Annotated in this window: 18 protein-coding genes; 4 read left to right on the forward strand and 14 right to left on the reverse strand. The window is 72.3% G+C overall.

From position 1 onward, the window contains the following. Positions 1–32 precede the first annotated feature (32 nt). Together HF526_RS23925 and HF526_RS23930 are read right to left on the reverse strand one after the other, a co-directional pair. Entirely contained in the window at positions 33–1,367 is a 1,335-nt protein-coding gene (locus HF526_RS23925; protein ID WP_211177716.1) for an alpha/beta hydrolase, read from the reverse strand. A gap of 103 nt (positions 1,368–1,470) precedes the next feature. Continuing rightward, entirely contained in the window at positions 1,471–2,664 is a 1,194-nt protein-coding gene (locus HF526_RS23930) for an MFS transporter (protein WP_211177717.1), read from the reverse strand. Between the two features lie 369 nt (positions 2,665–3,033). Here HF526_RS23930 and ctaD point away from each other — a divergent pair, with 369 nt between their 5' ends. Together ctaD and icmF are read left to right on the forward strand one after the other, a co-directional pair. Then, entirely contained in the window at positions 3,034–4,797 is a 1,764-nt protein-coding gene (gene ctaD / locus HF526_RS23935; protein ID WP_169383813.1) for an aa3-type cytochrome oxidase subunit I, read from the forward strand. Positions 4,798–4,979: 182 nt separating this feature from the next. Next, positions 4,980–8,216 carry a fused isobutyryl-CoA mutase/GTPase IcmF gene (gene icmF / locus HF526_RS23940; protein ID WP_169383814.1) on the forward strand — a complete coding sequence of 1,079 codons (3,237 nt, stop codon included), beginning with the start codon at positions 4,980–4,982 and terminating at the stop codon, positions 8,214–8,216. 34 nt (positions 8,217–8,250) lie between these two features. Here icmF and HF526_RS23945 read toward each other — a convergent pair whose 3' ends face one another. The 4 genes from HF526_RS23945 to HF526_RS23960 are packed head-to-tail and all read right to left on the reverse strand — an operon-like array spanning position 8,251 to position 11,151. Further along, positions 8,251–9,252, reverse strand: a complete 1,002-nt coding sequence (locus tag HF526_RS23945) for a metallophosphoesterase family protein (protein WP_169383815.1) — start codon at positions 9,250–9,252, stop codon at positions 8,251–8,253. Between the two features lie 2 nt (positions 9,253–9,254). Next, positions 9,255–9,680: an arsenate reductase ArsC gene (locus HF526_RS23950; RefSeq protein WP_169383816.1), complete on the reverse strand. Its 426-nt coding sequence runs from the start codon at positions 9,678–9,680 to the stop codon at positions 9,255–9,257. Further along, positions 9,677–10,777: an ACR3 family arsenite efflux transporter gene (gene arsB / locus HF526_RS23955; RefSeq protein WP_169383817.1), complete on the reverse strand. Its 1,101-nt coding sequence runs from the start codon at positions 10,775–10,777 to the stop codon at positions 9,677–9,679. Before arsB ends, HF526_RS23950 begins: the two co-directional genes overlap by 4 nt. Continuing rightward, positions 10,774–11,151, reverse strand: a complete 378-nt coding sequence (locus tag HF526_RS23960) for an ArsR/SmtB family transcription factor (RefSeq protein ID WP_239029083.1) — start codon at positions 11,149–11,151, stop codon at positions 10,774–10,776. Before HF526_RS23960 ends, arsB begins: the two co-directional genes overlap by 4 nt. A gap of 77 nt (positions 11,152–11,228) precedes the next feature. Here HF526_RS23960 and HF526_RS23965 point away from each other — a divergent pair, with 77 nt between their 5' ends. Beyond that, the gene (locus HF526_RS23965; RefSeq protein WP_169383818.1) at positions 11,229–11,699 is read left to right on the forward strand and encodes an ArsI/CadI family heavy metal resistance metalloenzyme; all 471 of its coding nucleotides are present in this window, start codon (positions 11,229–11,231) and stop codon (positions 11,697–11,699) included. Positions 11,700–11,729: 30 nt separating this feature from the next. Here the strand turns inward: HF526_RS23965 and HF526_RS23970 are convergent, their stop codons facing one another. From HF526_RS23970 to HF526_RS23980, 3 genes are all read right to left on the reverse strand, one after another. Further along, on the reverse strand, positions 11,730–12,137 hold the full coding sequence (locus HF526_RS23970; RefSeq protein WP_169383819.1) for an anti-sigma factor antagonist: 408 nt from the start codon (positions 12,135–12,137) through the stop codon (positions 11,730–11,732). A gap of 165 nt (positions 12,138–12,302) precedes the next feature. Beyond that, entirely contained in the window at positions 12,303–13,307 is a 1,005-nt protein-coding gene (locus HF526_RS23975; protein WP_169383820.1) for a TIGR03557 family F420-dependent LLM class oxidoreductase, read from the reverse strand. A gap of 81 nt (positions 13,308–13,388) precedes the next feature. Further along, positions 13,389–13,709, reverse strand: a complete 321-nt coding sequence (locus HF526_RS23980) for a hypothetical protein (RefSeq protein ID WP_169383821.1) — start codon at positions 13,707–13,709, stop codon at positions 13,389–13,391. A gap of 188 nt (positions 13,710–13,897) precedes the next feature. Between HF526_RS23980 and HF526_RS23985 the strand changes: the two genes are divergently transcribed. Beyond that, on the forward strand, positions 13,898–14,254 hold the full coding sequence (locus HF526_RS23985; protein ID WP_169383822.1) for an STAS domain-containing protein: 357 nt from the start codon (positions 13,898–13,900) through the stop codon (positions 14,252–14,254). Here the strand turns inward: HF526_RS23985 and HF526_RS23990 are convergent. The 5 genes from HF526_RS23990 to HF526_RS24010 form a co-directional block, all read right to left on the reverse strand. Further along, complete coding sequence (locus HF526_RS23990) at positions 14,251–14,856, reverse strand: UdgX family uracil-DNA binding protein (RefSeq protein WP_169383823.1); 606 nt, start codon at positions 14,854–14,856, stop codon at positions 14,251–14,253. The genes HF526_RS23985 and HF526_RS23990 overlap by 4 nt on opposite strands. A 65-nt stretch (positions 14,857–14,921) precedes the next feature. Beyond that, on the reverse strand, positions 14,922–15,356 hold the full coding sequence (locus tag HF526_RS23995; RefSeq protein WP_338051702.1) for a MarR family transcriptional regulator: 435 nt from the start codon (positions 15,354–15,356) through the stop codon (positions 14,922–14,924). Continuing rightward, positions 15,353–16,798, reverse strand: coding sequence for an MFS transporter (locus tag HF526_RS24000; protein ID WP_169383824.1), 1,446 nt, complete (start codon positions 16,796–16,798; stop codon positions 15,353–15,355). The genes HF526_RS23995 and HF526_RS24000 overlap by 4 nt, the downstream gene beginning before the upstream one ends. A 59-nt stretch (positions 16,799–16,857) precedes the next feature. Further along, on the reverse strand, positions 16,858–18,813 hold the full coding sequence (locus tag HF526_RS24005) for an ABC transporter ATP-binding protein (RefSeq protein ID WP_169383825.1): 1,956 nt from the start codon (positions 18,811–18,813) through the stop codon (positions 16,858–16,860). A 164-nt stretch (positions 18,814–18,977) separates the two neighbouring features. Next, positions 18,978–19,781: an enoyl-CoA hydratase-related protein gene (locus tag HF526_RS24010; RefSeq protein WP_169383826.1), complete on the reverse strand. Its 804-nt coding sequence runs from the start codon at positions 19,779–19,781 to the stop codon at positions 18,978–18,980. Positions 19,782–19,827: the final 46 nt, after the last annotated feature.

Here is a 19,827-nt window from a genome sequence, read left to right on the forward strand (position 1 = left end):
GGAGAGCGCGGCAGCTGCTCACCCCGGGGCGGTCAGGGATCGACCAGGCCCATCCGCGCCGCGAGCCGTGGCAGCGCGGTCTCCAAGGCCCCGGTGGCGACATCCCACGAGTGCCGGCCGGGCAGCGTGAGCAGCTCCACCTGCATGCCGGCGCGCCGCACGGCGGCGACCACCCGCGCGGCCTGCGGCCCGTAGACGTCGTCGTCCCGGCCGACCGCGACGATGCCCGTGCTGTCGGGGAACCTCGACCCGGCCAGGATGTCCAGCGGGTTGACCGCGCGGAACCGCGTGTCGTCACCGCCGTAGGTCGCCGCCACCGTCTTCGCACGACCGCCCAGCGACGGCTCGTCCTGCCCGGAGATGTCGAGGAAGGTCGGATACACCAGCGGGCGGCGCACCGCGAGCTGCAACGCGCACGTGCCGCCGTAGGAGAAGCCGCCGATCGCCCGGTGCCGCGGGTCCGGATCCGCCTGCAGGTGCGCGGCCACCCAGGCCGGCACGTCATCGGCCAGGTAGGTCTCCGCGTTGCCCAGCCGGGAGTCCAGGCACAGCGGGTTGGCCAGCGACGACCCCGTCGCGTCCGGCATCACGACGATCGGCGCGAGACCGGCGTGCCGGGCCGCGAAGCGGTCCAGCACCCCGGCCATCCGCCCGGCGAGCAGCCAGTCCTGCGGGACACCGGGCTGGCCGGCGACCAGCACGAGCACCGGCAGCAGCGGCCGCGGCGAGACCAGGTAGGCCGGCGGCAGGTACACCGACGCGGGCCGGGCCGCAAACCCCGACACCGGGGCCGGGATGTCGACCAGCGCCACCTTCCCGGTCGGAGGCATCCCCGGCGGCGGCCGCCACACCCGCGACACCGGTTCCCCCGGGCCGGGGGTGACGACGGGGCCGTTGCGGGCGACGGCCCCGAGGTCGATCTCGTTGGCCGCCGGGACACCGAGCACCGCGCCCAGGGTCGGCCGGTACTCGTACACCGCGTTGATCTTCACACCGACCACGGCGAGCACCAGCAGTACGGCGGGCACGGTGGCGGCGCGCCGCCACCACGGCGCCGACCACCAGTTGGCCACGGCCAGCACGATCGCGAGCAGCATGACCGCGGCCCAGACCAGGATCCGGATCGGCAGCGCGTCGGGGAACGGCTGCCAGATCGCCAGCACGGCGTCGGCCGCCGCGACGGCGAGCAGCGCGCCGCCGACGCAGGCCGGCACCACCCACCGCCACCAGCGGCGGCCGCGCCGGACGAGCAGGAACGCCATCGCCAGCGCGCCCAGCACGGTGATGGTCGTGGGCACCGGGCCGAAGACCAGCGACGACTCCAGCAGCCAGGTCGCGACCGGACTCCCCTTCCCCGTGGCGGACAACGGCGGCGCCGAGGGTAGCGACCGGCCGCGGCGGACCTGATCCCGGTCGCAGGAGTCCGGCGCGGCGCCGGGGCAATCTACACCCCGGTGCGCGGCGTCGGGTTCATCGCGGCGATCCCGACGTCACCGAGCGGGACGATCCCGCGCCGGCTGTTGCCGGAGGCCGGCGCGCCGACAGCGCCCCCGCCACGGTGAGCAGACCGATCGAGCCGAGGACCGCCAGCAGCGGGACCGTCCAGCCGCCGGTGGCCTCGTGCACGGTGCCGATGACGGTGGGTCCGGCTGCGGCCACCGCGTAGCCGCCACCCTGGACCAGCGCGGACATGCTGCGGTTCTCGGCGAGGCTGCGCGCCCGCAACACGATCATCGAGAAGATCACGGTGATCCCGCCGCCCTGCGCGGCCCCGCCGAGCCCGCACCACAGCGGCCACCACTGCGGGGCCAGCAGCAGCCCCAGCGGCAGCGCGGACCAGCCCGCACACACCACCAGCAGGACCGGGCGCGGCGGCCACAGCCGCAGCAGCGCCGGCACGCCGAAGGCCCCCACGACCGCCGCCACCTGGAAGACCGACGAGCTCAATCCGGCGGCGCTGCCGCTGAGCCCGCGCTCGTCGCGCAGCAGCAGCGGCAGCCAGGCCGTCACCCCGTAGTAGGCGAAGGCCTGCCCGGCGAACGCGGCCGTCAGCCCCCACACGACGGGGCGGCGCCACCACACGGGATGCCGGTCGGACTCGGGGTCGGCGTCGGCCGCGGCCTGTGCGGGGCCCCCGCGCGGGCGGCCCCGGGTGGCGCCCCACCAGACGAGGGCGGCGGCCACCACCAGCACACCCCAGGAGACCAGGGCCGCTCGCCAGCCCACCGCGGCGGCGATCGGCACGGTCAGCGACAGGGTGAGCATGGATCCGACGTTGAGCGCCGCGGTGTAGGTGCCGAGCACGGCGCCCGCGCGATGCGACAGATCGCGCCCGATCACCACCGGAACGGCCACGTTGCCGACGGTGATCGCGATGCCGATGATCAGGGTGCCGGCCAGCGCGGCCGGCACCCCGTCGACGGAGCGCACCACGATGCCGGCGAGCAGGGCGGCCAGCGCGATCAGTACCCCGCGCTCGAGCCCGGCACGGGCGAGCAGCCACGCCGCCAGCGGCGTCGCCACCCCGAAACACAGCACCGGCAGACTGGTCAGCAGGCCGGCGGTACCGGCGCCGATCCGCAGGTCGGCGGTGATCGCGTCGAGTACCGGGGACACCGCGACGATCGGCCCGCGCAGGTTGATCGCGAGCAGGACGATGCCCACGACGAGCAGAGTCGCGGAGGCCGGGGGCAGATCGTGACGTGTGCGCGGGCCGGTCACCGGGTGCCGGCGCCGGGCAGGGGCCGCTCCGTCGGGACCGGCACCAGCCGGGTCGTCACGCGGCCAGGTGTCGGACCAAGTATCACCGCCTCATCCTTCTCACCTGCTACGGCGTGGCGCAGCCCGCGGTGAGCAACGTCGCGGTGAGGTACGTCGCTCCGGCCGCCCGGCGCAGCTGCGGCGGCGCGCCTGCACGGGGCGCCGCGAAGGCCCGATCAAGCACGTTCACCCCGGACCGGGCATCCGACGTTCGAAGCGGGTGGGAGCGGGTACGCCGCAGCCCACCACCGTCCCGCCCCGCAGGAGCAGCCCATGACCACCGTGCGGCCCGCGCCCGTTCCCACGCGTCCGTACCCGGCGCGCCGCGCCCCGAAGGGCAGCCGGCTGCTGAAGATGGTGCGCACCACGGACCCCAAGGACATCGCGATCCTGTACCTGGTCACGTCGTTCGGCTTCTTCCTGCTCGGTGGCGCCATGGCGCTGCTGATGCGCGCCGAACTGGCCCGTCCGGGGCAGCAGTTCCTGTCCAACGAGCAGTACAACCAGCTGTTCACCATGCACGGCACGATCATGCTGCTGCTGTACGCGACGCCGATCCTGTTCGGGTTCGCGAACTACATCGTGCCGCTGCAGATCGGCGCCCCGGACGTGGCGTTCCCGCGGCTGAACGCCTTCTCCTACTGGCTGTTCCTGTTCGGCGGGCTGATCGTCATGAGCGGGTTCCTCACCGCAGGCGGCGCCGCCGACTTCGGGTGGTTCGCCTACAGCCCGCTGCACGACGCCATGCACTCGCCGGGGCCCGGCGGAGACCTGTGGGCGATGGGCCTCATCCTGTCCGGGCTGGGCACCATCCTGGGTGCGGTCAACTTCATCACCACGGTGGTCTGCCTGCGCGCGCCGGGGATGACGATGTTCCGGGTACCGCTGTTCACCTGGACGGTGTTCGTGACGGCGATCCTCATCCTCATCGCGTTCCCGGTGCTCACCGCCGGACTGTTCGGGATGGAGGCCGACCGGCACCTCGGCGCGCACGCCTTCGACCCGGCCAACGGCGGCGCGATCCTCTGGCAGCACCTGTTCTGGTTCTTCGGCCACCCCGAGGTCTACATCGTCGCGCTGCCCTTCTTCGGCATCATCTCCGAGATCATCCCGGTGTTCAGCCGCAAACCGCTGTTCGGCTACAAGGGCCTCGTGTTCGCGACCATCGCCATCGCGATGCTGTCCGGGGCGGTGTGGGCGCACCACATGTACGCCACCGGCGCGGTCCTGCTGGCCTTCTTCTCCTTCACCACCTTCCTCATCGCGGTGCCCACCGGCATCAAGTTCGTCAACTGGATCGGCACCATGTGGAAGGGGAAGCTGAGCTTCGAGACAGCGATGCTGTTCGCGTTGGGCTTCCTGATCACGTTCCTGCTCGGCGGTATGACCGGCGTGATGCTGGCCTCCCCGCCCCTGGACTTCCACATGTCCGACTCGTACTTCGTCGTCGCCCACTTCCACTACGTGCTGTTCGGCACCATCGTGTTCGCCACCTACGGCGGGATCTACTTCTGGTTCCCGAAGATGACCGGCCGGATGATGGACGAGACCCTCGGAAAGATCCACTTCTGGACCACGTTCGTCGGCTTCCACACCACCTTCCTGGTACAGCACTGGCTGGGCAACCAAGGCATGCCCCGCCGCTACGTGGACTACCTGCCCACCGACGGGTTCACCACGCTCAACACGATCTCGTCCATCGGCGCGTTCATCCTCGGCGCGTCGGTGCTGCCGTTCCTGTGGAACATCGCCCACAGCTACCGCTACGGCCGGGTCGTGACCGTCGACGACCCCTGGGGGTACGGCAACTCGCTGGAATGGGCCACCTCCTGCCCGCCGCCGCGGCACAACTTCACCGAACTGCCGCGCATCCGCTCCGAACGGCCCGCCTTCGACCTGCACCACCCCGACCTCGCGGCCCGCTGGCGGGCCGAGGCCCACGTCGGCGTGCAGGGCCGTCCCGAACCCGCGCTGTCCGAGGTCGGCGCGAAGACACTCGCCGAGGAGGAGCACCCGCCGGACCCGCGCGACCACTGACCGGCCGGCACGGATCGGCGTCGCCGACGTGATCTGTGCCGCACGCCACCCGTTCCGCGGCTTGCACACTTAGTAGGACGTCCGACTATATTTACTTGGACGTCCTACGGTTCATGGGAGTGATCCGAACCTCCGACCAGGGCGCCGCCGATGACTCGGTGCGACGAGAAGAGGTGCGCAGAATGGCCGAGCTGCACGTGCCCGCCCATCCGGTCCGGTTCGTCACCGCGGCGAGCCTGTTCGACGGCCACGACGCCGCGATCAACATCATGCGACGGATCCTGCAGAAGCAGGGCGCCGAGGTCATCCACCTCGGGCACAACCGCTCGGTCGACGAGGTCGTCGCCGCGGCCGTCCAGGAGGACGCGCACGGCGTCGCCATCAGCTCCTACCAGGGCGGGCACGTCGAGTACTTCACCTACCTGGTCGAGCTGCTGCGCGAGCGCGGCGCCGGCCACGTCAAGGTCTACGGCGGCGGGGGCGGGGTCATCGTGCCCGCGGAGATCGAGCTGCTGCACTCCCGCGGCGTCGCGCGCCTGTTCTCCCCCGAGGACGGCCAGCGCCTCGGGCTGCCGGGGATGATCAACATCATGATCCGGGAGTGCGACGTCGACCTCGCCGCCACCCCGCCGGACTCCTACGACGGCCTGTTCGCCGGAGAGCACCGCACGCTGGCTCGCGCGCTCACCCTGGCCGAGGCCGGACGGTTGCCCGACGAGGTCCGCGAGCGCATCGCGAAGGCCACCGAGCAGCGCCCGGTGCCCGTACTGGGCATCACCGGCACCGGCGGTTCCGGCAAGTCCTCGCTGACCGACGAGCTGGTCCGCCGCTTCCGGCTGGACCAGGAGGACAAGCTGCGCATCGCGGTGCTCGCCGTCGACCCGACCCGGCGCCGGGGCGGCGGAGCACTGCTCGGCGACCGGATCCGGATGAACAGCCTGACCGGCGAGCAGGTGTTCTTCCGCTCGATGGCCACCCGCGGCGCCGACGGCCAGCTCCCCGAGCAGCTCGGCGACGCCATCGCGGTGCTCAAGGCCGCCGGGTTCGACCTGGTCGTCGTGGAGACCCCGGGCATCGGCCAGGGCGACGCCGGCATCGTGCCGTTCGTCGACCGCTCGCTGTACGTGATGACGCCGGAGTTCGGCGCCGCGTCGCAGCTCGAGAAGATCGACATGCTGGACTTCGCCGACGTCGTCGCGATCAACAAGTTCGAGCGCCGCGGTGCCGAGGACGCCCGCCGCGACGTGGCGCGGCAACTCATCCGCAACCGGGACGAGTTCGGCGCCGCCTGGGAGGACATGCCGGTCTTCGGCACCAGCGCCGCGACGTTCAACGACGACGGCGTCACCGCGCTCTACCGGCACCTCACCGGGCTGCTCGGCGAGAACGGCCTGACCGTGCACGAGGGCCGGCTGCCCACGACCGAGCGCAAGACCTCCAGCGAGCACGCCGCGATCATCCCGCCGCAGAAGAGCCGGTATCTCGCCGACATCGCCGCGACCGTCCGCGGCTACCACGAGCAGACCGCGAAGCAGGCCGACGCCGCCCGCGAACGCCAGCACCTGCGCACCGCCAAGGCCGCGCTGCAGAAGGCCGGCGCCGAGGCCGGCGGCATCGACGCCGTGCTGGAGTCCGCGGAGAAGGCCCTCGACCCGCAGGCCGCCGCGCTGCTCGACGAGTGGCCCCAGGTCGTCGAGGACTACTCCGGCGACGAACTGGTCGTGCGGGTCCGCGACAAGGAGCTGCGCACCACGCTCACCCGCGAGACCCTGTCCGGCAGCCGGGTCCGCCGGGTCGCGCTGCCGAGGTTCACCGAGGACCCGGAGCTGCTGCGGTTCCTGCGCCGGGAGAACCTGCCGGGCAGGTTCCCGTTCACCGCCGGGGTGTTCGCGTTCAAGCGCGAGGGCGAGGACCCGGCCCGCATGTTCGCCGGTGAGGGCGACGCGTTCCGCACCAACAGGCGGTTCCGGTACCTGTCCGCCGACTCCGAGGCCAAGCGGCTGTCGACCGCGTTCGACTCGGTGACGCTCTACGGCCGCGACCCCGACACCCGCCCCGACGTCTACGGCAAGGTCGGCACCTCGGGTGTCTCGATCGCGACGCTCGAGGACATGAAGGTGCTCTACGACGGGTTCGACCTGACCTCCCCGACCACCTCGGTCTCCATGACGATCAACGGCCCGGCGCCGACGATCCTGGCGTTCTACCTCAACACCGCGATCGACCAGCAGGTGGACAAGTTCGAGGCCGAGCACGGCCGTGCGCCGTCGGCCGAGGAGCGCGCGGAGCTCGCCGCCTTCGCCCTGGCCAACGTGCGCGGCACGGTGCAGGCCGACATCCTCAAGGAGGACCAGGGCCAGAACACCTGCATCTTCTCCACCGAGTTCTCGCTGCGGATGATGGCCGACATCCAGGAGTGGTTCATCCAGCACAAGGTGCGGAACTTCTACTCGGTGTCGATCTCCGGCTACCACATCGCCGAGGCCGGGGCGAACCCCATCAGCCAGCTCGCCTTCACCCTGGCCAACGGGTTCACCTACGTCGAGAGCTACCTCGCGCGCGGGATGGACATCGACGACTTCGCGCCGAACCTGTCGTTCTTCTTCTCCAACGGCATGGACGCCGAGTACTCGGTGATCGGCCGGGTGGCGCGGCGGATCTGGGCCGTGGCGATGCGCGAGCGCTACGGCGCGAACGAGCGCTCGCAGAAGCTGAAGTACCACGTACAGACCTCCGGCCGGTCGCTGCACGCGCAGGAGATGAACTTCAACGACATCCGCACGACGCTGCAGGCGCTGTGCGCGCTCTACGACAACGCGAACTCGCTGCACACCAACGCTTACGACGAGGCGATCACGACGCCGACCGAGTCCTCGGTGCGCCGGGCGATGGCCATCCAGCTGATCATCAACCGCGAGTGGGGCCTGTCGATGAACGAGAACCCGCTGCAGGGCTCGTTCATCATCGACGAGCTGACCGACCTGGTCGAGGAAGCGGTGCTCTCCGAGTTCGACGCGATCGCCGAGCGCGGCGGCGTGCTGGGTGCGATGGAGACCGGCTACCAGCGCGGCAAGATCCAGGACGAGTCGATGCTCTACGAGCACCGCAAGCACGACGGCACGCTGCCGATCATCGGGGTAAACAGGTTCACCAGGCCCGACACCGACGACGACGAGCCGTTCGAGATCGAGCTGGCCCGGGCGACCGAGGACGAGAAGAAGTCCCAGCTCGACCGGCTGGCCGACTTCCAGGCCCGGCACGCCGATTCCGCGCAGGTCGCGATCCGCCGGTTGCAGGACGCGGCCACCGGCGACGGCAACGTCTTCGCCGAGCTGATGAGCGCGGCGCGGGTCTGCTCGCTCGGCCAGCTCACCGAGGCGTTCTTCGAGGTCGGCGGCCAGTACCGGCGCAACATGTAGCCGGCGCCGTGGTGGCCTGCCACGTCGGCGGTGTTCAGCTACCGGTGAGCCGGACACCGCCGCGCGCGGCATGCTGCATCCGCAGCCAGGTGCCGTCGGTGATCCGGGAGTGATACGCCCGGTGGCCTGCGGTGCCGGGTGGCCAGGTGGCGAGGAACTCCGCCGCCCACCGTCCGGTGTCGTAGCGGACCGGCAGGGCGTCGAACCGCAGCCCGTCCAGCTCGATGCCGTAGAGGCTGTCCGCAGGTGTCCCGGAGTCGGCGGAGAGCCGGGTGATGACCCCGTGGCGGCGGCCGGTGAAGTTCGGCAGCCCGGCGGACCCGTTGTTCGCAACCAGGTACCGGCGACCGTCGCGCTCGACGTCCTGGGCATGCGGCAGCCCGGTGTGGGTGCAGCAGACGACCTCGACGTCGGCGCGGGTGAACCAGGCGAGGACCTGCTCGCTGCCGGTGGGGACGCCGGACCAGCCGGTCCGCGCCCGGACGTCCGGGTCGCCCGGTTCCACGGCTTCCAGGGCGAGCTTCCACCCGGCGAGGGATTCGAGGTCTCCGTGCACGATCCCGACCCGGCGCCCGCCGACGGTGGCGGTCAGATGACGGGGCAGCGCGGCGAGCCGGGCCGGCTGCTCGGGAAAGCCTGCGACGGTGCCGCGGAGCCGCTCGACCACGGCGTTGGAGTCGGCCACCACGTGGTCGCCGATGTAGTCGGGGTAGTCGCAGCCACAGCCCAGGTTCGCCTCGGCCGCAGTCAGGGCGTACTCGATGTTGCCCAGCGTCGCCCGGCAGGCGAGCACCCCCTCGGTGATCGCGGCGAACGCCGGGGGGTCGGCGTCGAGGTAGTGGAAGTCCCCGTTGAACACGATCTCCGGCGGTACCGGCTCCGCGGCCGCGCGTTCGACGACCGCGTCCAGGGCACCGGTGTTGCCGTACAGTCCGCCGACCACGTACAGCGTGACGGCCTCGAACGCCGCCGGCCCGGCGAGGTCCTCGGGCCGGTAGCGGTAGGCCGGCGGGCAACTGCGCCCCGGACCGGACACGGCTACGTCGTCCCGGCCGCGACCAGCTCGGCCAGCAGGGCACGGACCCGGGCCTCGATGTCGTCACGGATCGGGCGCACCCCGGCGACGTCCGTGCCGGCCGGGTCGGCCAGCTCCCAGTCCAGGTAGCGCTTGCCGGGGAAGACCGGGCAGGCGTCCCCGCAGCCCATGGTGACGACCACGTCCGCGGCCTGCACGGCGTCGGTGGTGAGCCGCTTCGGGAACTCGGCCGACAGGTCGATGCCGATCTCGTCCATGGCCGCCCGGACGGCCGGGTTGATCTCGTCGGCGGGCGCGGAGCCCGCCGAGGTGACGCGCACGGCCCCGTTCGCGTGGTGCTGCAGCAACGCCGCCGCCATCTGGGAGCGGCCGGCGTTGTGCACGCAGACGAACAGCACCTCGGGGACGGCGGTGGGGTTGTCGGTCATGGGGCTTCTCCGGTGAGGGGGCGGCGCGTCCAGCGGCGGCGGGCGGCGAGGGAGACGTAGACCAGCGCGACGAGGACCGGGACCTCGATCAACGGGCCGACGACCCCGGCCAGGGCCTGCCCGGAGGCGACCCCGAAGGTCGCGATGGCGACCGCGATGGCGAGCTCGAAGTTGTTGCCGGCCGCGGTGAACGCCAGCGTGGTGCTGCGCTCGTAGCTCAGCCCGATCGCCTTGCCGAGTGCGTTCGACCCGGCCCACATGATCGCGAAATAGGCGAGCAGCGGCAGCGCGATGCGGGCGACGTCGACCGGCCGGCTGGTGATCGCGTCGCCCTGCAGGGCGAACAGGACGACGATGGTGAACAGCAGCCCGTAGAGCGCGAACGGGCCGACCCGCGGCAGGAACCGGGCCTCGTACCAGTCCCTCCCCTTGGCCCGCTCGCCGAGCCGGCGCGACAGGTACCCGGCGACCAGCGGCACCCCCAGGAAGATCAGCACGGAGCGGGCGATGTCCCAGGAGGACACCGTGAGGTCGGCCTGCGGCAGCCCCAGCCAGCCGGGCAGCACATCCAGGTAGAACCAGCCCAGCCCGGCGAACGCGATCACCTGGAACACCGAGTTGAGCGCGACGAGCACGGCGGCGGCCTCGCGGTCCCCGCAGGCCAGGTCGTTCCAGATGATCACCATGGCGATGCAGCGGGCCAACCCGACGATGATCAGGCCGGTGCGGTATTCGGGCAGGTCGGGCAGCATCAGCCAGGCCAGCGCGAACATCAGCGCCGGGCCCAGCACCCAGTTCAGCACCAGCGACGAGACCAGCAGCCGCCGGTCCCCGGTCACCGTGTCCAGCCGGTCGTAGCGGACCCTGGCCAGCACCGGGTACATCATGATCAGCAGGCCGAGCGCGATCGGCAGCGAGACGCCGTCGACCGAGACGGCATCCAGCGCCGGGCCGATCCCGGGGATCCAGCGTCCGGCGAGTAGCCCGGCGACCATCGCAGCGATGATCCACACCGGCAGGAACCGGTCCAGGGTCGCCAGCTTCGCGACGACCCCGGGTGCGCCGGCATCGGCGACGGTCAGGTTCTCCGTGCTCACCCCGCCACCACCGGCGTCTCGCCGGGCACCAGCACCGCCGAGAGCCGGCGCAGCGCATCCGGGTCCACCCGGTAGTACACCCAGGTCCCGCGCCGCTCCCCGGAGATCAGCCCGGCCTCGCGCAGCACCTTCAGATGATGACTGATCGTCGGCCCGGTCAGGTCGAAGACGCCGCTCAGCTCGCAGACGCAGGCCTCGCCGCCGGAGTGCGAGGCGATCAACGACAGCAGCCGCAGCCGAACCGGGTCGCCCATCGCCTTGAACAACCGCGCCAGCTCGCCGGCCTGCTCCGCCGACAGCGGCTCCCGGGCCAGTGGCGAGCTGCACCCCGCCGTGCCGGTCGGCTCGACGAGCATCCGCCCTTGATTCGACATGCTTCTACCTTGACATCGACCGATCCAAGGCACAACCTCTGTATCGACAGTTGTCGAAACAAGAGGAGTGAGTGGTCATGTCCCGGGTCCAGCTGGCGCTGCGCGTGTCCGATCTCGACGCCTCCATCGCCTTCTACCGGTCGCTGTTCGGGGTGGAGCCGGCCAAGCGCCGTCCCGGCTACGCCAACTTCGCCATCGCCGAGCCCCCGCTCAAGCTGGTGCTGATCGAGGGCGAGGCGGACCGGCCGACGGTGCTCGACCACCTCGGCGTCGAGGTCGCGACCACCGAGGAGGTCGGCGCCGCCACCACCCGGCTGTCCGAACTGGGCCTGCTCACCCAGGTCGAGAACGACACCACCTGCTGCTACGCACTGCAGGACAAGGTCTGGGTGCACGGGCCCGGCGCCGAGCCCTGGGAGGTCTACACCGTCAAGGCCGACGCCGCCGACGCCACCGGCATCCATCCGCTCGGCCGGCTCGATTCCGGCGAGTGCATCTGCGGTGCACCCGCCACCACCGGCGGCGATCAGCTCCCGGCCTGCTGCTGAACCACCCGGCCGTACCCCCGCCGATCCCTGCTAGCGCTTCCGCAGGCGCTCGGCGTACACCAGGCTCGCCACCAGCTCCTCGGTGCTCGCCGCGACGATCGGCAGCACCTCGGCCAGCCCGGTCAGCGCGAGGACGCGGGCGACACCCGGGGTGTCGGCGCTGGTCAGATAGAGCGTGACACCGGCCGCGCACGCCGCCTTCCGCACATCGAGCAGTCCACGCAGGCCGCTCGAGGCCAGGAACGTGATGTCGCGCAGATCGACGACGACATGCTCGTGGAAGCGCAGCTGGAACTGGACGCGTTCGACCAGCAACGGGGCGCTGACCAGGTCGAGCTCACCGGCCGGCCGGACCACGACCACCGCCGGGGCCGGGCTGTGGAGCCTGATCTCCAGCGCTGCATCGGTCGGGCGCTCCAGCATGGACGAGTCGCTCACGGCGTCTCCTCGGGATCACCGGACCCGGGGCACCCGGCCGGCAGAGCGGGCGCACTCGGGATGCGCAAGCCGCGATGCTGCCTGCTCAACAGGCGACCTGTGTGTGCAAGCGTGGCTCACCGGGGCGATCTCGGCAACTCGGAGTGGTCCGGCGCAGGCATCGGGTCAGCGCAGGACGGGGATGGAGGGGTCGGTGCTGGCGCCGTACTCCTGGCGCAGCGCCGGCAGCAGTTCGTCGCGGGCGAACTCCAGGAAGGCCGGTTGGGTGTCACCACCTACCTGGGCCAGCGCGATGTGGGAGAAGCCCGCGTCGACGAACGGGCGCACCGCCTCCACGTGCGCCGCCACGTCCGGGCCACACGGGATGTTCTCGGCCACGTCCGAGGGCCGGACGAATCGGGTGGCGGCCGCGAAGCCCGCCGGCCCCGGCAGCTCCGCGTTGACCTTCCAGCCCCCGGCGAACCAGCGGAACAACTCGTGCGCGCGCTTCACGGCGGCATCGCGGTCCGGGCCCCAGCTGATGGGCTGCTGTCCGATCACCGGTACCGAGGCCGCCGCCGCACCCTCGAAGCGGCGGCGCAGCTCCGCGTCCGGCTGGACGGCGACCATCGCGTCGGCGAGGGGCCCGAACAGGTCGGCGGACTGGTTGCCCGACACCGCGACCGCGATCGGCACCCCGCCCTCGGGGCAGTCCCACAGCTTGGCCGAGTCGACCCGGTAGTGGTCGCCCTCGAGGTCGGCGTAGCCCCCGGCCAGCAGTGCGCGGATGATCGCGATGGCCTCACCGAGCATCTCGTGCCGGACGTTGACCGGCGGCCACCCCTCCCCGATGACGTGCTCGTTGAGGTTCTCCCCCGCGCCCACCCCGAGGGTGAAGCGGCCGTCGGCCAGCAGGGCCACCGTCGCCGCCTTCTGCGCGACCACCGCCGGGTGGTAGCGCATCGTCGGACAGGTCACGTAGGTCATCAGGCCGACGCGAGCGGTGGCCGACGCGACCGCGCCCAGCACGCTCCAGCAGTACGGCGAGTGCCCCATCTCGTCGAGCCACGGGAAGTAGTGGTCGCTGATCACCTCGAAGTCGAAACCGGCTTCCTCGGCGGCCACCCCGTCGGCCACCAGCTCCTTCGGACCGCGCTGCTCACACAGCAGCGTGTAACCGAACGCCGTCATCTCGTGTCCTCCCCGATCGCGGTGGGTTCCCCTTCGCCCCTCGCTACCCCCTGCAGCGGCGATCGACACCTCGGTTCCGGATCAGCCGGTGGGGTGCCCCAGCAGCTCGTCGAGACCGGTGACGCCGAGCACCGTGCGGGCCGGGCAGCCGGCGGCGGCGACGAGCCGCAGCCGCATCTGCGTGGTGAGCTCGCGCAGCAGCCCGACCCCCGCGCCGGCCAGCTGCGACACCGCCGACACGTCGAGGGTGGGCCGGCCGACGCCGGCGTCGGCGAGCTCGGCGTGCACCTCGACGGCCGGGCCCACGGCGGTGTGGGCCACGGCGGGCGGCGGGCCGCCGGTCCCCAGGGGGCGCGCGGGCGACACCGCGACGAAGCGCGCCCGCCCCCGCCCGGTCGACACCATGGCACACGGCAGGTCCCGGTGCCGGGTCGTCGCAGGCGGGACCGGTGGGTGCCGGTCGGTGCTGAACCATCCGGTGGTCGTGCGGACGTACCACGGCAGGGTAGCGTCGACGGGCTCGCGAACCGCCCACCCGGGAGCCCCACATCGACCTCGACCCCGCCGCGCCCGGACCGCTCGCCGTCGAGGTGAGCCGGCACCCGTGCGGCGCGACCCGCTGCGGGGTCCGAGGAGAGGTCGACATCAGCACCGAGGACGTGCTGCGGACCGCCGTGGAGCGGGCGCTGGCGACGCAGCCGGCGGTCATCGTCGACCTCACCGAGGTCACGTTCCTGGCCTCGGCCGGGGTGCGGGTCCTGCTCGACGCCGGGGAGCGGTCGCGCCCCGACCAGTTCCTCGCGGTGGTGACCGGGCCGGCGACGCAGACGGTCGTGCGGCTGTGCGGGCTCGCCGACCTGGCGTTCTGCTTTCCCGACCTCGACACCGCGGCGGCGGCCTACCGCCGGGCGCGGGCCGCGCATCCCGGGCCCGCCGTACCCGGCTAACGCACCCGGCCCGCCAGCACCGTCAGGTCGCGGACCAGTGCGTCGAACGCCTCGTGGCGCTGCTCACGGGGGGTGCGCAGCACGGCGGAGGGATGCACCGTCGGGACCAGCTCGTAGCCCTCCCATTCCAGGACCTCGCCGCGGTGTTCCGTGATGCGGAACGAGCGGCCCAGCAACGCCTGCGCGGCGGTCGCGCCCAGCAGGCCGAGCACGTCGGGCCGCACCACCCGCAGCTCCGCGTCGAGCCACGGACGGCAGGCCCGGATCTCAGCGGCGCGCGGCGCGCGGTGGATGCGCCGCGCGCCCCGCTGCTCGAACGCGAAGTGCTTGACGACGTTGGTCAGGTAGACGTCCGCGCGACGGATCCCCGCCTGCTCCAGCGCCCGGTCCAGCAGCCGCCCCGCGGGCCCGACGAACGGCCGGCCCTCCTCGTCCTCCCGGTCACCGGGCTGCTCGCCGATCAGCATCAGCTGGGCATCGCTCGGCCCCTCCCCGAAGACGGTCCGGGTGGCGTGCCGGTACAGGTCGCATGCCGTGCAGTGCCCCGCGGCGCGCCGCAGCTCGTCCAGGTCGGTGGCCTCGGTGGCGGCGTCCGTGCCCATCGGTCCTCCTCGATCGCCCGCCCACGACCTTCCCCGCGGCGGTCGCGGCCAACCCCGAACGCGGGTCAGCCGGAGGCCAGACCGGCGAGTATGCGGTCCAGCTCGGCGAGGTCGGCGGCGCACAGGCTGCGCAGCGCCTGCGGCGGACGGCCGAGGATCCGTTCGGCCACCGCCGCCGCGTCGGCGCCCGCCGAGGTGGCCGTGACGACCTTGCACCGGCGGTCGCCGGGATGAGCCATGCGGCGCACCAGGCCGCGCCGCTCCAGGTCGTCGACCACCACCGTGACGTACGGCGGGTCGGTGTTGAGCCGATCGGCGAGCTCGCGCATCGTCATCGGTTCGGCGACCACCTGTCGCAGCGCCTTGGCCCGGATGAAGCTCATCCCGAGCGTCTCGGAGACCTCCCGGCGGCGGTCGTGCTGGTCGAGCACCAGCGCCCGCATCCGCTGCCACACCCGCGTGGCAGCGGTGTCGGGCGCCGTGTCGTGGACCCCGGTCACGACGCGACCACCGTGGCCGGCGCCGGCGAGGACCGGAAGTGCTCGGCCGTCCGCGCGGCGGTCCGCCGTGCCCACCGGCCGGTGGTGACGACGCCGAGCACGACCACGATCAGCCCGCAGCCGACGACGATGCCCCAGCCGATCCGGCTGGCCTCGGCGAGCCCGGTGCGCAGCGACCCGACGACGTGCGAGGTCACCGTGGATCCGACGATGGCGACACCGAGCGCGGAGCCGACCTGCCGGCTGGTCGAGGCCACCGCTGCGGCCACCCCGGCCTGCGCCGCCGGCATCCCGGACACGGCGGTGTTGGTGATCGGGGCGTTGACCATCCCGAACCCGGCGCCGAACACCAGGTAGGCGAGCATCAGGAAGCCGATCGACGAGTCGTTGGTCAGGCCGAGCAGCAGGACACCGCCCAGCGCGATCCCGGCCCCGCCGAGCAGCAGCGGGATCCGCGGGCCGTAGGACCCGACGATCCGGCCGGACAGCGGTGGCAGCACCGCCGTCATCGCGGCCATGGGCAGGGTGAGCAGCCCGGCCTGCAGCGGGGTGAAGCCGCGGGCGCTCTGCAGGTACAGCGCGTTGAGGAACAGGAACCCGGCCAGCGCGGCGAACGCGGAGATCGCGATCACGGTGGCTCCGGTGAACGGCGCGCTGGAGAAGAACCGGGGGTCCAGCAGCGGCTCCCGGCGCCGGGACTCGACGCCGACCAGCGCCACCGCGGCGGCCACGGCCGTCACGAAGCAGCCGACGATCAACGGTGAGCCCCAGCCCTTGCCGGGCCCCTCGATGATGCCGTAGGTGAGTCCGGCCAGCGCGACCATCACCAGCAACTGCCCGGCGGGGTCGAGCCGGCGAGGGTGCGACGCCTTCGACTCGGGCACGAACCGCGCGGCCAGCAGCACCGCGGCGATCCCGACCGGCACGTTGATCCAGAAGATCGACCGCCAGCCCACCGAATCGACCAGCGCGCCGCCCAGCACCGGGCCCAGCGCCATGCTCAGACCGATCACCCCGCCCCACACGCCGATTGCCCGGGCGCGCTCCCGGGGCTCGGTGAACGTGTTCGTGATGATCGACATGGCCACCGGGTTGAGCATCGACCCGCCGATCGCCTGCAGCACCCGGAACCCGATCAGCGAGCCGACGTCCGGGGCCACGCTGCAGAGCAGGGAGCCGATGCTGAACAGCACGAGTCCGGTCTGGAAGACCCGGCGCCTGCCGATCCGGTCGGCGGTCGACCCGGCCAGCATCAGCAGGCCGGCCAGCGTGAGGGTGTAGGCGTCGATCGTCCACTGCAGGTTCGACACCGAGGCGTGCAGGTCGCGCTGGATCGCCGGCAGGGCCAGGTTCACGATCGTGTTGTCGAGCCCGACGATGAACAGGCTCGTACAGCAGATCGCCAGGACCAGCAGCCGATGGCGGCGGTCGAGCTCAGGCATCGTCGTCTCGCACAGATCGTTGTAGCGCCATAACAGTTAGCACACTACAACTACCTGACCTAACCGACGAGGTGATTCTCCCGATGCCGCACCGTGCAGCCCTCGATGCCACAGGCCACGGCGTCGGCGTCGGCGTCCGCGTCCTGCGCGGTGAACTGGGTGTGGTGCAGCGTCGCGTACCGCCCGGCCGCAGCCAGCAGTTCGGCATGCGTGCCGCGCTCCACGACCCGGCCCTGCTCGATCACGGCGATCTGGTCCGCGGCCCGGATGGTCGACAGCCGGTGCGCGATGACGATCGCCGTGCGCCCGTCGAGGGCCTCGGTCAGCGCGGCCTGCACCGCGACCTCGGACTCGGAGTCCAGGTGCGCGGTGGCCTCGTCGAGGATCACCACCCGCGGCTTGGCCAGCAGCAGCCGGGCAATGGTCAGCCGCTGCCTCTCGCCGCCGGAGAGCCGGTAGCCGCGCTCCCCCACCACGGTGTCGAGCCCGTCGGGCAGAGCGGCGATCAGGCCGGCGAGCCGGGCCCGCTCCAGAGCGGCGTGCAGTTCCTCGTCGGCCGCCTCGGGAGCGGCGTAGCGCAGGTTCGCGCGGATCGTGTCGTGGAACAGGTGCCCGTCCTGGGTGACCACGCCGACCGCGCCGCGGATGGCCGCGAAGGACAGGTCGCGCACGTCGATCCCGGACAGCTCCACCGCACCGGCGTCGACGTCGTAGAGCCGCGGCACGAGCGAGGCGATCGTGGACTTGCCGGCTCCGGACGAGCCGACCAGGGCGAGCAGTTGCCCCCCGCCGACCTCCAGGTCGACGCCGTGCAGCACCTCCTCGCCGGAGCGGCCGTCGAGCACCGCGACCTCCTCCAGGGAGGCCAGCGAGACCCGCTCGGCACTGGGGTAGGCGAATCGGACATCGCGCAGCCGCACGGTCACCGGCCCGTCGGGCAGCTCCCGCGCGTCCGGCCTCTCGGTGATCATGGGCCTCAGGTCGAGCACCTCGAAGACGCGCTCGAAGGACACCAGCGCGGTCATCACGTCGACCCGGGCGTTGGCCAGCGCGGTCATCGGCGTGTAGAGCCGGGTGAGCAGCAGGGCGAGCGTGACGACGGTCCCGGGCGCGATCCGGCCGGTGACGGCCAGGTAGCCGCCCAGGCCGTAGACCAGGGCCTGGGCCAGCGCGGAGACCAGCGAGAGCGCGGTGACGAAGACCCGTGAGACCATCGCGGTCCGGATCCCGATGTCGCGGACCCGCTCGGCGCGCTCACCGAACTCGCCCGCCTCGTCCTCGGGGCGCCCGAACAGCTTCACCAGGGTGGCCCCCGGGGCGGAGAACCGCTCGGTCATCTGGGTGCTCATCGCGGCGTTGAGGTTCGCCGACTCGCGGCGCAGGTCCGCGATGGTCCGGCCCATCCGGCGGGCGGGGAGCACGAAGATCGGGAGCAGCACCAGGGCGAGAATCGTGACCTGCCAGGCCAGCCCGATCATCACGCCGAGCGCGAGCGCGAGCTGGATCACGTTGCCGAGCAGGCTGGCCAGTGTCGAGGTGATCGCCGACTGGGCGCCGATCACGTCGTTGTTCAGCCGGCTGACCAGAGCCCCCGTGCGGGTCCGGGTGAAGAACGCGATGGGCATGGTCTGCACGTGCTCGAACACCGCACGGCGCAGGTCGACGATCAGGCTCTCGCCGATGCGCGCGGAGTACCAGCGCGTCACCAGCCCGATCGCCGCGTCGAGCACGGCCAGCGCCGCGATCCCGGTCGCCAGCCCGATCACCGTCGCCGCCGCCACCGCCGCCGCTCCCGCGTGCCCGCCGGCGACGATCGCGTTGACGACCCGGCCGGCCAGCACCGGGGTGAGCACCCCGATGACCGCCGATGCGGTGGTGAACAGCAGGAAGGCCAGCAGACCGCGCCGATACGGGCGGGCGAACGTCCAGATCCGGCGGACGGTGCCCTTGGCGACCTTGCGGGGCGCGTCCGCTCCGCGGGCGACCCCTCTCATCAACCGCCAGCTGTTGTCCATCGCCGGCCTCCCTCGTGATTACAGCGTTGCAACCAGGGGACAACGCCAATGGACGGGCACCTCTTCCCACCCACCATCGACGATGCGGGCCGGGCGCGGGCGGCGCCAGTCGGGCGATCGTGCCGGAACACGACGTCCGCGTGGGCGCCGCCCGCGGCGGGTGCTCAGCCCGCGCCGGCCGCCAGCGACTTCAGCCGGCGCAGCTGCGCGGCCCGCTCCGCGGCGAGCGCGTCCGCCGCGTCGATGCCGGCGGCCACCCCGGCGAGCAGCCCGAGAGTCTCCCGGGCGGCGCCCGGCGACGCGGAGGTCAGCGCAGCGACGAGGGCGTCCACAGTGGCGTCGAGGTCGGCGCGCGGCACCGCCTGCTGGGCGAGCCCGATCGCGACGGCCTCCTCGGCGCCGACCCGGCGACCGGTCAGGCAGATGTCCACGGCGCGGGCGTACCCGACGGCCTGCACGAGCGGGTGGGTACCACCCAGGTCCGGAACGATGCCCAGGCTCGGCTCGGCCATGCAGAACTGCACGTCGTCGGCCACGATCCGCAGGTCACAGGCCAGCGCGAGCTGGAATCCGCCGCCGATCGCGTGACCCTGCACGGCCGCGACCGTCACCCGGTCCGGGTCACGCAGCCAGGAGAAGCCGGCCTGGAAGCTCGCGATGGCGGCGTCCGCCTCCGCGTCGGGCATCTGGGCCAGTTGCAGGATCCCCGGCATGCCGTCGACCTCGGGCGCGGTGAACAACCGGCGGTCGAGCCCGGCCGAGAAGGCCCGGCCGGCACCCCGGACCACGACGACGCGCACGTCGTCGGGCAGCGACTCACCGATGGTGCGCAACGCGTCCCAGGTGATCGGCGTCTGGGCGTTCAGCACGTCGGGCCGCGAAAGCGTGATCGTCGCGCGAACGCCGTCGACATCGAACTCCAGTCCACCCCGCAGCAACAGCTCCGGGTCCACAACCGCTGCGCCCACTCCGGCCCATCCTTCCGCCTCCGACGGGCCTCGTCCCGAGCGCCCG

This window comes from Pseudonocardia acidicola, from assembly GCF_012911935.1.
Classification (GTDB): domain Bacteria; phylum Actinomycetota; class Actinomycetes; order Mycobacteriales; family Pseudonocardiaceae; genus Pseudonocardia; species Pseudonocardia acidicola.